At 39.3% G+C, this 17,277-nt stretch carries 11 protein-coding genes; 8 read left to right on the top strand and 3 right to left on the bottom strand.

The genetic code is table 11. From position 1 onward, the window contains the following. The 8 genes from N7931_RS08160 to N7931_RS08195 all read left to right on the top strand — a co-directional run bounded on the left by N7931_RS08160 (nucleotide 1) and on the right by N7931_RS08195 (nucleotide 12,514). The gene (locus N7931_RS08160) at nucleotides 1-501 is read left to right on the top strand and encodes a TRAP transporter small permease (protein ID WP_262793284.1); all 501 of its coding nucleotides are present in this window, start codon (nucleotides 1-3) and stop codon (nucleotides 499-501) included. 4 nt (nucleotides 502-505) lie between these two features. Beyond that, complete coding sequence (locus N7931_RS08165) at nucleotides 506-1,786, top strand: TRAP transporter large permease (protein ID WP_262793285.1); 1,281 nt, start codon at nucleotides 506-508, stop codon at nucleotides 1,784-1,786. A 371-nt stretch (nucleotides 1,787-2,157) separates the two neighbouring features. Beyond that, nucleotides 2,158-5,805 (top strand): TonB-dependent receptor, encoded by a 3,648-nt coding sequence (locus tag N7931_RS08170; protein ID WP_262793286.1) that lies wholly within the window; start codon nucleotides 2,158-2,160, stop codon nucleotides 5,803-5,805. A gap of 58 nt (nucleotides 5,806-5,863) precedes the next feature. Continuing rightward, nucleotides 5,864-7,942: a hypothetical protein gene (locus tag N7931_RS08175; RefSeq protein ID WP_262793287.1), complete on the top strand. Its 2,079-nt coding sequence runs from the start codon at nucleotides 5,864-5,866 to the stop codon at nucleotides 7,940-7,942. Nucleotides 7,943-8,039: 97 nt separating this feature from the next. Further along, complete coding sequence (locus N7931_RS08180) at nucleotides 8,040-9,596, top strand: tryptophan halogenase family protein (RefSeq protein ID WP_262793288.1); 1,557 nt, start codon at nucleotides 8,040-8,042, stop codon at nucleotides 9,594-9,596. Nucleotides 9,597-9,615: 19 nt separating this feature from the next. After that, nucleotides 9,616-10,323 carry a SapC family protein gene (locus N7931_RS08185; RefSeq protein ID WP_262793290.1) on the top strand — a complete coding sequence of 236 codons (708 nt, stop codon included), beginning with the start codon at nucleotides 9,616-9,618 and terminating at the stop codon, nucleotides 10,321-10,323. 253 nt (nucleotides 10,324-10,576) lie between these two features. Then, nucleotides 10,577-11,344, top strand: a complete 768-nt coding sequence (locus tag N7931_RS08190; protein WP_262793291.1) for a phytanoyl-CoA dioxygenase family protein — start codon at nucleotides 10,577-10,579, stop codon at nucleotides 11,342-11,344. A gap of 84 nt (nucleotides 11,345-11,428) precedes the next feature. Next, nucleotides 11,429-12,514 carry a 6-bladed beta-propeller gene (locus N7931_RS08195; protein ID WP_262793292.1) on the top strand — a complete coding sequence of 362 codons (1,086 nt, stop codon included), beginning with the start codon at nucleotides 11,429-11,431 and terminating at the stop codon, nucleotides 12,512-12,514. 35 nt (nucleotides 12,515-12,549) lie between these two features. Here the strand turns inward: N7931_RS08195 and N7931_RS08200 are convergent, their stop codons facing one another. From N7931_RS08200 to N7931_RS08210, 3 genes are all read right to left on the bottom strand, one after another. Next, a complete protein-coding gene (locus N7931_RS08200) occupies nucleotides 12,550-14,889 on the bottom strand; it encodes an agarase (RefSeq protein WP_262793294.1) in 2,340 nt (779 codons plus the stop codon). 77 nt (nucleotides 14,890-14,966) lie between these two features. After that, entirely contained in the window at nucleotides 14,967-15,665 is a 699-nt protein-coding gene (locus N7931_RS08205; protein WP_262793295.1) for a SapC family protein, read from the bottom strand. An 8-nt stretch (nucleotides 15,666-15,673) separates the two neighbouring features. Further along, entirely contained in the window at nucleotides 15,674-17,227 is a 1,554-nt protein-coding gene (locus tag N7931_RS08210; RefSeq protein WP_262793296.1) for a tryptophan halogenase family protein, read from the bottom strand. Nucleotides 17,228-17,277 lie beyond the last annotated feature (50 nt).

The following is a 17,277-nucleotide window of genomic DNA, read 5'->3' on the forward strand; positions in this document are numbered from 1 at the left end:
ATGGACACTGTAGAACTTGAACAAAAAGTAACATCATTAAAACAATTGCATGCAGAAGACTGGCTCAGCTTAATCATTTTCTGGGGGCTAGCTATTATTCTATTTAGCCAGTTTTTTAGCCGGTATGTATTTAACTTTCCGTTAGGTTGGTCTGAAGAAGTGAGTCGCTATCTGCTTATTTTATTGGCGTTTGCTGGTGCTTGCATCGCCAGTCGCAACCAAGCGCATATCGCTATGACGTTATTTCATCGTTGGTTGCCAAAAAAAACACTCGGTAAACTGCAAATGGTTATTGAATGTTTTAACTGTGTGGTTATTTGTCTACTGGCATATTTTTGTTGGCAAATTATTCCATTGATTTCGCCGCATTCATTGGCTTCATTGCCATTATCACTTACTTGGGTTTATGCACTTTTATTGGTATTTTTGTGCGCAATGCTCGCTCGTACACTGCGTATTGTGCTTGTCACCCCATACAAACACCAAACACAAGGGCTATAAAAACATGGTCATCGCAGTTTTATTTATTTCGTTACTTGTGCTGATTATGCTTGGCACCCCAGTCGCTTTTGCATTAATTGCTTCTGCTTTATTGGCTATTTTAGTTGATGGTCAACTACCAGAGTTAGTGGTTATGCACCGTATGGTTGCTGGTATCAATAGCTTTCCTTTGTTGTCGATTCCATTTTTTGTATTTGCAGGCGCGTTAATGAATGCATCCGGTATTACTCAGCGTATTTTCGATTTTGCCAACTCTTTGGTCGGTTGGTTAAGAGGGGGTTTGGGTCATGTAAATGTAGGTGCTTCGGTATTGTTTGCTGGTATGTCTGGTGCTGCAGTTGCCGACGCAGGTGGGTTAGGCGCAATTGAAGTAAAAGCTATGCGTGATAAAGGTTACGACGCAGGTTTTGCTGTAGGTATTACCGCTGCTTCATCGACCATAGGGCCAATTATTCCACCAAGCTTACCTATTATTATTTATGGTGTAATGGCATCCGCTTCTATCGGCCAATTATTTGCCGCAGGTTTAATTCCGGGTTTGTTAATGGCACTCGGTTTAATGATTATGATTGCTTGGTACGCAAGAAAGCGCAATTACCCAAAAGATGCCGGATTTTCTATTAATAAAACCATTGTAACTTTTAGATCGGCGTTTTTATCGCTGATGACGCCTGTGATCATAATAGGTGGAATATTATTTGGTGTGTTTACTGCAACCGAAGCGGCGGTAGCTGCTAGCGCTTATGCTTTAGTTTTAAGTTCAGTGATCTACAAAACGCTGACGTTTAAACAGCTGGTTAATATAAGCTTAGAAACCATAGAGACCACAAGTATCATTTTGTTAATTATCGCGGGGGCATCAATTTTCTCTTGGGTATTAACCACTCAACAAATCACTGAATTATTTACTCAATGGATGTTAGGTTTTACCCAAAACAAAACTCTGTTGCTGCTATTAATGGTGCTCATTCTATTTATAGTTGGTTGTTTTATGGAAACCATAGCCGCCATCACAATTTTAACGCCGGTATTATTGCCAATAGCCATCAGCTTAGGCATAGATCCTGTGCACTTTGGCATTATTATGGTGCTTAATTTAATGATAGGTTTGTTAACCCCACCTGTCGGAATGGTGTTGTACGTATTGTCACGCGTGACTAAAGTACCATTCGAAACTTGCACAAAAGCCACGCTGCCTTTTTTAATGCCATTGATATTTGTTTTAATCTTAGTGACATTTATTCCTGAATTGTCCTTGTGGTTGCCATCGGTATTGTATGAGTGATATTTAAAGTAAATATCTCAAGTACGCTTGCATTGCCCGCTTGAGATAATTTTTTTAAACAGTTAACTTCTAATTTCTTTAGCTAATTATAGAAGGGGATATTTAAATTTCACTTCAATATTTTAAATTGGTGTTTCGCAGGGAAGACGAGATATAACCACAAGTTAAACCTATCAATGTTATTATCCTTTTTAACATCTTTTACCATAAAGATTTAAACTAGCATCTTAAATGTATTTTTTTTGTAAATTACACTTGCTTATAGTTGATTGTTGACAATATACTATATGCATGTTGTATGTGTTCTGTTTTATGTTTGTCAGGATGCAACTATCAGCATAAATTTGTAAATTCCTTAGCGGAGATGAAAAATGCCAACAATGAACAAACGATTTAAATTAAGTGCGCTGTCGCTAGCTTTGCTGTCTACCAGCTCAATGCAAGCTTATGCAGCTGAAGATAATTCAATAGAACAAGAACAAGACGAAGTAGAAGTTATTGAAATTCAAGGTATACGCGGAAGTTTAGCAAAGTCGATAAATGATAAACGCTTTTCAAAAAATATCGCCGATACTATTAATGCGGAAGATATCGGGAAAAATACCGATCAAAACATAGCTGATGCATTGGGGCGTGTGACCGGCGTATCTATTGTTAGCCGAGACGGAGAAGGCTCACAAATTACGGTACGTGGTGCAACATCACAACAAAATAATATCTCGTTAAATGGTCAACAAATGACCACAACAGATTTTAGCCAAGCAGTAGATTTAAGTACCTTTTCATCTGATATTTTGTCGCGGTTAGAAGTGGTTAAAACACCAAGTGCGGATCATGATGAAGGCTCTTTAGGTGGTAGTGTAAACTTGGTCACTGTTAAGCCATTAGATATTCCGTACACAATCAGAAACATGACGCTACAAGGCCGTTATAATGATTTTGTTGATGAATCTGATTATAAACTTCAATTTACAGTTTCAGATAAGTTTTTAGACGATACTTTAGGTGTTGTTGTAACAGCTTATACCGAAACAAACTCAACTCGTCGTGACCAATATCGCGTAGAAAATTTCGTTGCTTCAGAAACTCATGATGTTGCTTCAGATCAGCACGGAAATTTATTGTCAGGTGTGCGCGCGATCGAGCCGCAAAATACCATGTATGAGTTAAATCAATCCGATACCGACAGAAAAGGCTTAACTTTAGGTGTGCAATGGCTCCCAACTGATGCTAGCCAAGTTACATTTGATTTAACCTACACTAAACAAACTAAAGAGACCATGTACGATGCGGTTTTATCCCGTAAAACCGGTGGTAATTACAAAAATTTGGTTGAAGGGGAAGCGCCGTTGGCTAACTACCCTGGCCTAATTGCCGATTCAACAGATCCTCAAGCAGATTGGTACACAATAGATACAGATACCAACACCTTTATTAAAAAATTAGACAGATTTGGTGCTGGTGATATTCGTCGTTCTGAGGGAGGTGATGAACAAGAAAACTTAAATATATCTTTAAAATATGACCTTGATATCACGGATGACCTGAGAATGGGTATTCAACTAGGCCATTCAAATAGTAAATCTAACAACTTACCGAATGCTTGGACTGCAATGCAGAACTACCAGCAGGTTGCTGGCCCTATGTTATTTGAAGTGCCAATTGACCAATTGCAACCTGTTGGTTTTGACTGTACGTCAGGTCGATGTGAAATGGTTACAGGTGATCAATTCTTAGGTCTAGGTGAACACAACGATACTTATACTGATGAAAACGGTGAATTACAGCCAGCTTGGAATGACAATACAAACGTTGTAACAGGTTATAACCCAGCGGATTTAGATTCTTATCATTTAGGTTTTATTTCTGTAAACGATACAACAGTTGAAGATACATTAAATAATGCTCAAATAGATTTTGATTATTATCTAGATTGGGGACCTATTACTTCGATTGAATTTGGAGGTAAGCTAAGTCGTCGTGAAAAACTGGTTGATAACCAACAATATACTTTTACGTCGTCAACACAAACCGAAGTTATTACCGATGAATTTGGTAATACCATCGTTTTACCAAGTGGCCCATTAAGTGGTATCCGTGGTTCGATGATTGCCGATGAAAATGGTTTGGCTTATGACGATTTTATGAGCTCTTTAGGCTATGGCCGTAGCCCAGCAACGCGAGGTTGGACACCGATTGATGTTCTTGAAGCTAGGGATTTAGTATTAGATAACGAAAACACAGTACCTAATATAGATAATACTAAAACCAGAAACACAGATTTAGATACCCAAGCGGTTTATTTTAAAGCTAACTTTGAATTAATGGATGGGCGTTTAACCGGTGATCTTGGTGTTCGATATGTTAAGACCGAAGTTGAAACTCAAGGTTATGCAGGCGCTAACTTCTGGTCACATACAGACTTTAACTTGGAGCGAGAATTCGACCACGTTAAATTAAAAGAATTGCGTGACACGTCATTACCAGCATGTCGCCCATTAAGCTCGGACGATCCTCAAGGTTATACGAAAAAATTTGAACGTGTTGATGGTTTGGGTTGGGATACCTCGTCTGGTCCTGATCCTTCTGGCTGGACTAGAATTGCTGATCAAGGCCCTTGTCATGATCCAAATTATGCGTCATGGCATACGCTAGTGACTGACAGCATCCCTGATTCACAGCAAGAATTACCAGTCATGGGTTGGGATACTATGTGGCGATATGCTGATGTTTCTACATCCCATATAAATGGTTGGGGTAGTGATGTTATTAACTGGGACGGTTCAGCTCCGGGAGCGCGTGACTATGTTGGTTTCTTACCAGAAACAATCACCAATCAAAGAACAAAATCTACACCAGCTATTGGATCTCACAGTTATACCAATGTGCTGCCGAGTTTAAATTTAAACTATGCTTTTTCTGATGAGTTTGTTGGCCGTTTTGCGATTTCAAAAACCATGACACGTCCTGAAATTGACCAACTTAGACCAGGGTTTGCTTTAAAAGAAGGTGGTTATTGGAATAGCGGAAGCTCCTTCTACGGCAGTGAAGTAGATATGTATAACACCAAACTGGAGCCACTTGAATCAAATAACTTAGATGTTTCGTTAGAATGGTATTTTAATCCTACTTCCATGTTAAGTATGGCTGTCTTCCACAAAGACATGAAAAATTTCACGGATATCAATACTGAAATAACCTACTTAACAGACCTTAGAGAGTTTACCGGAACAATTGATGCTTCAACAATTACTTTGTTAGCTGATGATTCACTGCCAGACAGTGGCTTAACCGGATGTATGCCAGTTCGTTCAACGGCGGATGGTTTCAGAAATGCTAATGACGCCTTAGTATTGAGTGATGACATGAAAGACTTATGTCAACAATTCCAAATCAACAAAGTTGTTAACGGTAAGGGCGCTAAAATTACTGGTTTGGAGCTTGGTTACTCTCAAACTTATGATTTTTTACCTGGCTTGTTAAGTGGGCTTGGTATGTCAGCAAACTATACCTATCAAAATAGTAAATATGATTCTGATATCTCAGCGGTAACAGGTGAGCCTTTACCTGAATATCCAGTGGCTGATACCCCTGAGCACACCTATAACCTGACTACTTTCTGGGAGCAGGATGGACATCAAATTCGTCTAAGCTATCGTGGTTCATCCGATTCTCTAGTTGGTACTGATTGGAATACAGGTTTTAGAGGTCGTACATGGAACCAAGGTTCAATTTGGAATGAAGGACGAGATACTCTCGACTTATCATTGTCTTACCAAATGAATGAACAAATCAGTTTTACTTTCCAAGCGGTTAATTTAACTGATGCAGCATACAGAACTTATTTCACAAGTAGAACCTTAGAAGTGCAGCGAGTATATGCTGACAATGCCAATGGCTATGACTTTATTGCGCTTGAGGAGGGTAATCCGCTCGAAGGCGATGCACCTAAGTCACGTACGTATACAGAATACAAAGTGGGTACCACTTACCGCTTAGGTATGCGCGTAAATTTCTAATTTTATAAATTATAAGGCGCATATTCATGCGCCTATTAAAGGTTAAATGGTGTTGATTATGAAATTATTTAAACAATCTCTACTTGTGGCTGCTGTATTATCAGGATTAACAGCCTGTTCTGAAGATGATTACTCACCAGAAGCTCAAGTAAATGATAATGCACCCACTCATGGTGGCGATATTAGTGTTATTGTAAATGAAAATGATGCTTTTCAGTTTTTATACATGTTAGGCACACAAGCTGGTCAAAAATCAGGTGACGGTATTGCAATTGACTTAGATGGCAATATTTTAAGTGTGACTGATGTGTCGGCTGATACTGAAGATTTGACAGGGATTGAAATTGGTGATTTAAAGGTTGGTGTAAGGCCTGAACTGCTGAAAGACCAGCTAGATACGGGTGATACCCGTACGGTTACTTTAAGTTATAAAGTAACCGATGGTATTAATACAGTTGATAGAAAAATGGTCATCAATATTGAAGGTGAGGATTTTGCACCAGAAGTATCGGGTGATTTAAGTGCAAATTTCACCAAAGATTCAACTGCTAGCTCGCTTGATTTATTAAGTGGCGTGACCGATGCCGATGGTGAAGTATTGACTGTTGCTGACTTAACTGCCGACGCGACAAATCCATTTGATTTGCCTGTTAGCCTTTCTGGCACCGATTTAAACATAGATATTGCCTCGGTTAAAGATCAAATACCGGACGGTAGCAAACTAACCTTCAAGTTTACTTATAATGTTAAAGATCATAACCACAGCATCGAGCGTAATGTATCGATTAATGTTCTAGGTGTTAAAGATGTCCCTGGTGCACCGCTATTTGCTGAATATTTTTTATCGGATGAACTGACTGAAAATTCTAATGCAAAGGTTTATGATCTTATCCAAGGTGCTGTAGATCGTGAAGGTGATCAGATTGTCGTACAGGATCTTAAACTAGATGGTTCAACAGATTTACCGTTTGCCGCTGAGCTTGAAGGTACAAATCTGAAGTTTTACCCGACAGCGTATTTAACCGAAATCCAAGCCGGTAAATCTAAAACCTTAGAGTTTACTTATAGAGTAGCCGATGAAAACGGTAATCAATCAGACGGTGAGCGCACATTAACTATTAAAGTCAATGGGGTTGAGTCAAATATCTTGGTGAAAAATGGTGCTACATCTGGCTTTGAAGGGCTAGCTGAAGGTGACTTAGCGGCTAGTTCAGGTTGGGCAAAATTTGGTTGGGAAAATCCTATTTTACCTCAGGTTTCTAAAGTAACCGCTCGCTCAGGTGAAAATAGTGTATTTATTGACAGCGGTGTAGGGATTGTCAATAACTGGCCTGCACAAGAAAATCGTGTTTATTATTATGCTGGTTGGTTTAAAACAGTTGATCCTGTGACTAGTAACTTTGTCCATTTTAATGCTTACGGTGAAGCAGATGCAGGCCGTGCATGGTGGGATGGTGGATTTAGACCATGGGTTGCTGACTCTACTCAATGGAATGAAGGTGTAAAAGTATTCCATACTTTTGAAGGTGGATTACCAATTTATCCAAAAGCTGCTTTCCAAGCATTTAATGGACCTGCTGGTGGCAATTCAACTACTGGCGCTTATGTTGATGACATAAAAATAGTCGATATTACAGATATTGACCCTATGTTAAATGACTTATTGGCTGATAATGCTGGTTTGTTTGAATCAGATGATCTTCCAACCAATAATGGTGAAGGTAATATAACTATCACTCAAGAAGCTCAGTTTGTAAGCGATGGTACGCGTGCACTTTCTGTTGATACCACTGGTAAATCAGGTTATTCGGCAGATGTGATGTTGCCAATTAAAGCGGGTGCAATTAAAGCTGGTGGCCGTTATATGCTTCAATTAAATATTCAAGCGAGTAATGCCGCAGCTGATATCCAACATCAAGCTTTTGAAGCTAGACTTGAAACTGCAAATGGCAACGTTTTAGCCTTCGGTCAAGTTTGGGGCAATGGCAAAAATGAGGCTGTTCGTGTTGTTTTAAACACAGAAGCTGCAACTGGTACTCCTGATTGGCAAGCTGAAGATGTCAGCTTGCGTATATTATTTAAGCTTGCAGATACTCAGTTTTATGTTGATAACGTAACTGTTTTCGCAATTCCTTAAGAATTCACTAAGCTTGATATAAACAATACAAAAGCCCAGTTTAAGCTGGGCTTTTTGTTAAGTAACTAAGTTTAAACTTGAAAAATTGGGGTTACAGGTGCAGAACAAAATTAAACAAATAGCCATTGTTGGTGGTGGTACTGCTGGCTGGTTAACAGCGGGTATTCTTGCATCTAGGCTACGTACTCGTATCAACAATGGTGATATTGCTGTGACCTTGTGTGAGTCACCTAATATACCAACGGTTGGTGTTGGTGAAGGTACATGGCCAACTATGCCTTCGACATTAAAAGCTATGGGTATATCCGAAACTGAGTTTATTCGGGAGTGCGATGCAGCGTTTAAACAAGGCTCAAAATTTGTTAACTGGGGTCAAGAGGAGGGTGATGTACCTCAATATTATTATCATCCATTTGATGTGCCTATCGCGGCATTTGAAGGTTTATTACCAGAATACTGGTTAACGAACCCAGACATGGGGTCACTCGCTAAAATATTTTCAGTACAAGAGGCTTTGTGTGAAAACTTTAAAGCACCAAAAAATATCACCCATGCTGAATATGCTCATGCAGCAAATTATGGTTACCATTTAGATGCGGGGAAATTTGCCAAACTACTGCAAAAACACTGTACCGAAAAACTCTCGGTTAAGCATATATTAGCCGATGTAACAGAGGTGGAGTTGGCAACCGATGGTAGTATAGATTCCGTCATTTTAGATCAAGGTCGTACGCTCTCTGCGGATTTATTTATTGACTGTACCGGATTTAAATCATTGTTATTAGGTCAAGCACTTGATATTAAATTTAAGCCAGTGTCAGATGTTTTATTTGCCGATACAGCCATTGCGACTCAAGTTCAGTATCCAGATAACAATATGCAAATTAAACCTTATACTCAGTCTACTGCGCAAACTGCGGGTTGGATTTGGGACATTGGTTTATCAAGTCGCCGTGGGGTTGGGCATGTATTTTCGAGCAAACACATCTCAGCTCAGCAAGCACAAGCTGAATTAGAGCAATACATTATTGCTTCAGGGGCTGATACAAGCGAATTAAATTTCCGAAAAATTGATTTTAATTCAGGCTATAGAGAAAAGTTTTGGCATAAAAATTGTGTAGCCGTTGGTCTATCGGCTGGATTTTTAGAGCCACTTGAAGCTTCTGCTTTGGTACTGGTGGAATTGTCAGCTGCCATGATTGCCGAGCAATTACCCCCTACAATCAACACCTTATCTATTGTTGAAAAAAGGTTTAATCAAAAATTTCACTACCGTTGGCAACGTGCTATCGATTTTCTCAAACTGCACTATATTTTAAGTCAACGGCAAACACAGTTTTGGCAAGACAACAGAGCAGAAACATCGATTCCGTCTAGTTTACAAGAATTGATGTTGTTATGGCAGCATCAAGTGCCTAAAGTGTCAGACTTTGAAGCAACAGGAGAGCTGTTTCAAGCGCCAAGTTTTCAATTTGTATTGTATGGCACTCATTTCAGAACCGAGCCAGTGTACAACTTGTCGCCAGCCGAAGTCGAATTTATGCAACATCAGGTTATAAAAAACCAAAAAAGCACAGATAACCTGTTAACTCAATTACCTGACCATCGCAGTTTAATCAATAAAATTAAGCAGTATGGGTTAGCAAAAGTTTAGATTGTAGAGAGGTTGAATTATGGCAGCACAAGTAGAACTGTTGGATAAACAAAAACATCAGCAGATTAAAATTAAAACTGGCAACATGGATACACCAGAAAATCGAGTGAATGCCGCTTTGGTTGTGGTTACCGAGCTCAGCACACTTATTCACGAATACCCAATATTTGCTACAAAACATCCAAATACCGGGCAATTTCAGCTTGTCGCAATTTTAGGTTTTAGCCCTAAGCAGAATTTATATCTGCACGGCGAGCAATGGCGTGCCACCTATTTACCTCTGGATATAATGCGTAGACCTTTTAGCGCCATGATCGAAAATGATGATTTTAGTGCGGGAAGAATAGCAATAGATGTTAATCATCCTTGGGTGAACACTCAAACAGGTGAAGCGTTATTTACGGCAGAGGGTAAAGCGACAGAGTTCTTACAGCGGATGCAAAATACATTTGCCGGATTATTAGCTGGTACACAGCGCACTCAGCAGATATTAAATGTTGCCGCAGAACATAAGTTATTAACCAGTATAAACCTAGAAGTAGAGCTGAAAAATGGTGAAAAAACCGGCATTAATGGTTTATACGCGGTCGATACAGACGCATTAAAGAACTTATCCGGTGATGGGTTAGCTACTTGTCACAAGGCGAGTGTTTTGGAAGTGTGTCATTTGTTGTTAAGTTCGGGAGCTCATATACAAAAGCTCATTAAATGGGCTGACGAAGCTTAATTGAGTCAAGTCTCCAATAAAAAGCAGGTTGGCAGTCCGCTAACCTGCTGCTGCAGCGTTTAAACTTTCCTCCGCAATATTCATTTCCATTGATAGATCAATTTGCTCTGGTGAAAAAGAGTAGGCCTCCTCGTAACTATAATTTTTTTATTTTTATATGAATATTCTATTCATATAAAAATAAAGCTTGCTTGGGCTTTGTGTTTGTGTAAATATTGTTGACAATTAAATGTTGTTTTAACTGAGGTGTGTTATGAGTGCAATTTCTTTAACTGAAAAACAAATGGAAGATTTCAACCGTGATGGGTATGTAATCGCCCGCGGCTATTTCAATATGGCTGAGATCGAAAAATTACAAGCAAAAGCCTTTAGTGATGATTCGCTATACGACAGAGCTTGGAATAAAAAAGATGGCAGCGGAGCTGTGAGTAAAGTTTGTTTATGGCAAAAAACGGGTGACGACTTGTATAGCATGTTTTCCAGAAGCCGTCGTTTGGTTGATTCGTGTGAAAAACTGATTGGTGAGCCAACTTACCACACCAGCACTAAAATTATGATGAAAGAACCATTTGTTGGTGGGGCGTGGGAATGGCATCAAGATTTTGGTTATTGGCATCAAGACAATTTAATGCTTTATCCAAAAGCCATTAGCTGCATGGTCGCTATTAACAAAGCGACAATCGAAAATGGTTGTTTACAAGTTTTAAAAGGTTCACACCATTTGGGTCGGCTAGATCATAGCAAAACTGGTGATCAAAAAGGTGCCGATCTTAAGTTTGTTGAAGAAGCGATGAAATATCACGAGTTGGTGAATGTTGAGTTAGAGCCGGGTGATGTATTGTTTTTCCATTGCAACTTATTACACAAATCAAACCAAAACCGTTCGAAAGATCCTCGTTGGTCGATGATCTCTGCTTATAACGCAATAAGCAATCAAGCTTTTGCCGACAACGAAGCTGTTTATTATCCCCTAGAACGTGTTGATGATGATGCAATTTTAAATTGGCAAGAAAGCCAATAAACGCAAATTATCAATTTCTATACAGCCGCCGATAGAGCTCCTCTAGGCGGCTTGTTTGTTTTATAAACTCAGGATAATAACCAGATGAATAACAGTGCAACATTAAAGATTTCTGATGATTTAGACGGAAAAACATTCGGTGCTGCAGGTTTTGAATACACACTTGATGCCAATTGGGGCAAGTTAGATTCAAAACAATATCCAGTAGAAAATTGCCATGATTTAGCAATTGATTCGAAAGGGCGGATTATTCTAGTTACGGATAATGTGCAAAATAACTTTTTAGTTTATAACCAAGCAGGTGAGTTACTCGATAGTTTTGGTACTGAATTTCCTGGTGCACATGCGCTGAAAATTCGCCAAGAAGATGATGGCGAGTTTATGTATGTGGTTGACAGCGGCTGGAAATTAAATCGTGATTGGGACGGTGTATCTATCAATGAATGGGACTCGCCGCGTAACAAAGTTATCGCACAAGCTGGCTTTATTGCTAAATTGAATATGCGTGGTGATATTTTGTTTACTATTGGCCATCCACAAACAATAGGTATTTATACACCTGATATGCCTTTTAGGCCGACTGACATCGCCATAGCTGATAACGGTGATATTTATGTGACTGATGGTTATGGCTCAGATTATGTCATTCAGTATGACAAACAAGGGCGTTATATTCGTCATTGGGGCGGCCACGACAACCAAGAGCAAAATCTCAATTTGTGCAACACCCATGGTATTGAAATTGATAAACGCAACCCTGACAAACCAATGTTAATGATAAGCTCCAGAGCTGAATGTGCGTTTAAATTTTTTACCTTAGAGGGTGAGTATGTCGACACACTTTATGTACCTGGCGCTTGGGTTGGGCGTCCGGTTTTTCATGGTGAGCATTTTTATGTGCCAGTATGTTGGTCTGATATTGATGGTAAAAACCAAGACGATTCAGGTTTTATCAGCATCTTTGATAAAAATAATCAGGTTGTGGCAAACATAGGTGCTGAACAACCAGTTTACCTAGAGGGGCAATTGCAGCCAATGAAAACCAACTGGCAACTATTTAATCATTGCCATGGCTTGTGTATTGATGATGAAGGTAATTTATATGTCGGCCAGTGGCGAGCGCATAACTCTTATCCTATTAAACTGCTAAACAAGACTAAAAATAACTAAGGGCGTGCGCGCCCTTAGTTATAAATCAGCACAAATTATTTTTTGTATGCAGGGTTGTCGAAGTCACCGTTGAAACGTTTTTCATAGACAGTCGACATAAAGGATTTAATTGCATCTACCATTTCTGGATATGGAATATCCGTTCCTGCGACAAATCCAACATTGTAGGGTTCGCCGTCAAACGCACGACCAGTTAATGGCGAATCTATATATTGGAACCAATGTGCACCAACCATGTTCGGATGAGCGGCTACGCTGGTAATATAGTCTAGATACATCTTCGCTCTGTCTTTATGATCATGTGCTTGCACTAAACCTGCATGAAATACACCCGTATCTGTGGTTGAACCAATATGGAACTCACCAATTACTACAGGTAAATCAAACTCGGTTAAAAAGCCCCATTCTTCAGGTTGAACACCTTCTTCATAAATGTTGAACGACAATACATCTGAGTATTTAACCGAAGCTTTAATGGTTTCTTTTGGCATACCAAAGTTTGCCATACGCGCGCCCATATATAAGTGGTTTGGCAAGGCTTCTGCTAAAGTGTCATGAACCACTTTAAAATAACGATCAGATAAAGCTTCAAGCATATAAGATAAATCAGCCACTAATTCCCCAGAATACGGTGCATGTAAATGCACACCTTGTTCTATGTTTGCCCAGCTATCTGCTTGAAAATTCCACGCTTGGTTAAGCTGGTTAATGCTGCCATATTTACCTTTTAAATATTCAGTAAAATAAGTTTTCGCAGGGCTTTCAGCATTGTTTACGGTTAATGTTGATAAGATTACCCCGTATTTTTGGGCAACTGTACCTTCTGGCAGTCCCCAACTTTTTTCATTATCGATAAAGATACCTGCACACCATGGTGAGCCTTTAATTTCTTCGGCTATTACATCAATGGTGATTTTTGCACGGCGGACAAATTCAGGATCAAATGGATCAGGTAAAGGTGCCCAAACATCATGTTCAGATTTTAACGTTTTAAAATCACCGATAATCCAACCATTAGCAAAATAAGGTACTTGCTCATTCGGATAAAATGCCGGATCAACCCAATTACCAAATGAAGTGAATCCCCAGTTATTCATACGATCTAACGTCACTTGTTGCCAAGTTTGTTCAAAGTTTTCACCGTAACGTCTTTCTAAATTAGCCCGATAAAAACTAAAAGTTTCACCTGAAGTTAATGGGCCTTTATGTACTTCACGCCGATAGCTATAGTGTTTAGCCATAGGATCGTCATAACTTGGTAACCAAGTAAACATGTTATTGCGTAGCTCTGATGCAACAAAACGCGTTTTTCTAACCTCGTCTGACACTTGCACTATGCCCATAGAGTCTTCTGGTGTTACTCGAGTTGGGTCAATATATCGCACTGAGTCATCTTTAAAATCAACCCCGGTCAAAGTGGTTAAATTAGCCATACGTACATTAGCTGGGCCATGTGAGAAAAAGATATGGCCTTCAGGGTCGACCATCCACCAACGGCCATCAATTTTTTCTGTTCTAAAATAGCCAGTCGCTTTCAGTTTAGGGCCATCTTTCCAACCGCCGTATTTAGAGCGATTGGCCATTAATCCACCTTTGGCCAGCTCGGCAAGTTCTTTATCGGCAACTGCTTTAAGCTGTTCAGCAGAGTTCACTTTAATTGGAAAGTTTTGTTTAGCATTTTGACCAAATTCATCAGCCAAACCGACTAGATAACTGTCATTGTATTCAGGGTTTTTACGTAAACGTAAATTTGTAACTTCAATTTGTTTGTCGTGTAAATTACCGCGCACAAACAAGGCGACTTCGGTAATGCGGCTTAAATCAAGTTTTTTACCAAAACGGGTAACAAACATTTCTTCGTCGGTTTGCCATGGATAAGGTTTTTCACGAATACCTGCATTGGTATCAACAAACTTACCTTTAATAATTGAAAAGTAGGTGCCTTGTTCTCCTTTAGCTAAGTTAGCAGCTCGGTTTAATGAACGCGCACGGCTACCGGTAATTTCCATATCTTCTTTGACACCAGCTTCGTCGGTTAACGACAGGTAAATTTGAATTGACTCATCAGATAAGTTTTTGATATCAACCGCTAAGTTAAATTCGTCAAATTTAGACCAGTCCCAAGGTGTGTCAGGGTGAAATTTAACCGATGGACGGTAGTGATCACTCTGGTAACTGACTCTCACTGAGTTATTCAACAGCTGAGTTTGAGCCCCCCAACTGGCAATATCCACTTTGGAATCTGCACTGCCATTCCAAATAACAGCCAGCGCTTGTTCTGGTTGTGCTTGAGTTATTTTCACTTCGGACTTTTTGCTATTACAAGCTGATAGCAATATTGCAGATAGGATGGCTGCAATTGGGAGTTTACGCATTTTCGACCTCTTGTCATGTATAGTGTTGTAAATTTTTTGCTTGATTGACGCTAGCGTTAACTAAGCTTGGGCTGTAATTAACCTTTGTACCAATTGATCAATTTTTTGAAATTCTCTTGTGACGCCAACAACAAATAACAAGCTTGTAGTGCACCTGTTTTATGGAGATTAATAATTGATTGTTCGGATAAAGAAGCGAGGCGTTGTCGGCTGACTTGGTACAAACCATCTATTTTTTTTGTTTGTCCGTCCGCCTGTTGAAATTGGAGTTGGCTCGGCTCAATTAAATCTATGTTTAATAAGGTTTGAATAAAATTTTGATTGCTGGCTAAACTTGACTGCAAAAACTCAACAAGCTTGGCCATTTTTTGTAAATAATCACTGGGTTGTTGATCATCCAAAAATAGTGCTTCACCAAGCTGATTATCTATTCTTGGGCTGTCAACATTTATCGCTAGGTTTAAACCAGTGGAATTATTATTGATTTGGTAAATAAAGGGTTGTCTTTGAATATGCAAAGGCAAGTAGTCTTGTCCCCACTGACCACTTTTAATGTATAAATTTTGATTGGGTTCAAAACCTAATAAAGCATATAAACCAAATTGACCTGTTTCTGTGTCTTTTAAAAAACAAACCGGGTAATGAACTGCTAATTGATTTAACTCGTTTGCGACAACAGGTACACAGTGAACATTTTCACCAAAATTTTCACCATGGCCTGTTTTAATGCGTATATCTTGATGGCGTTTTCCATCTAATGTTTCAAATGATTGCATAGTTATACCTAAATTTTTTGCAGCCCGAATTTTTTAATTTTTTCAATGAGTTTACGGTTGGGTTCAAGAGTATTGATAAGATGGTCTAGCTGTAATTGAATATCGCTGCATTGAGCCAAGAGTAAGTCTTGCTGTTGTTTACTAACTTTAAACGGATAGTCTGTTTTAAAACCCATGCCGTACAAAATATATAAATAGCTATCGAGCGGAAACACCTCTATTGCTTGTTCAAAATCATGCACACAAGGATATTGGTATCGCCACAACTCAAGCTGGTTTTGTAATGATTGAGGTATGCTCTGTGCTTGTTTAATATCTTGCCAAAATGGCTCGTGTCTTTGATTGAGTATGTAATGCAACTTAAGAAAATCGATGATGCGTTGCCAGCGATACAAAAATGTTTGATTGAATTTATCTGCCACTAACTGCATAGCGCTTTGATTTGCAGGAAAGTGTTCAGCTAGAGTATTGGCTGACATCTCAATCAGTAATAAAGCCGAAGCCTCTAGTGGCTCTAAAAAACCAGCTGATAATCCAATTGCGACACAGTTTTTATGCCAAAATTTGCTTAAATGCCCAGGTTTAAATTTAATGGTTTTGAAAGTGCAGTTGGTGGCATTGCCAGCTGTGTTGTTTATGTAGCTAGCCAATTGTGCTTGGGCATCACAGTCAGAGAGATAATCACTGGCGAATACATAACCAACACCTCGGCGGTTTTGTAAGCCAATATCCCAAATCCAACCGGCTGATTGTGCAGTGGAAATTGTCGTTGAAGCAATTGCTTGATCAGTATTGGCATAATCAACTTGGCAAGCTATGGCTGAGTCGGCACTAAGGATCTTTTTGCACGATTTAAACGGAATTTGATAATGTTTATTAATCAGGAGCCGATTAAAGCCGGTGCAATCAATAAATAGATCTCCTGACACAAGACCATTTTCTTTAGTCACCACGGCTGAGATAGTGTTTTCTACAGAAGCCTTAACTTCAATCACATCGTCTGTTAGCAGTTTTACTCCAAGTTTTTCAACACAATGTTTTTTTATAAAATCAGTAAATAAACCAGCATCTAAATGGTATGCATAGTTGCTAACGGACGCATATTCGGGAGTGGTGATGCTTTTAGGTGCCAAACCAAGTTCACATATATAATCTTGTACACAAAAAGCTTTGGAAAAAGCACCTTGTTGGGGTTGTGCTTGGTGATGCCAAGCGTGCAGTGTATTAAATTGTTCGTCTTCGCCCGCCAACATCAGCGGATGGTAATAAGCATCATTTTTAGCGCCTGAAACCCAGCCGACAAATTTTGCACCTTGTTTAAATGTTGCATTGCAACTTTTAATAAACTCAGTTTCACTTACGCCAATACTTTTAAGGGTGCGGCGCATGCTTGGCCAAGTACCTTCACCAACACCAATTGTTTTGATGTTTGGTGATTCAATTAGACTAATTGAAACTTGCCCTGCACATTTGTTTTTCAGCTTGCTGGCTAATATCGCAGCTGTGATCCAACCCGCATTACCACCCCCAACAAGGACAACAGATGAAATAGAATTGTGCATTTAATCTACCTCAAAGCGGCAAACGGAATGTTTACCGCTTATATCTACAA

The sequence above is a fragment of the Catenovulum sp. 2E275 genome (genome assembly GCF_025515275.1).
GTDB lineage: Bacteria > Pseudomonadota > Gammaproteobacteria > Enterobacterales > Alteromonadaceae > Catenovulum.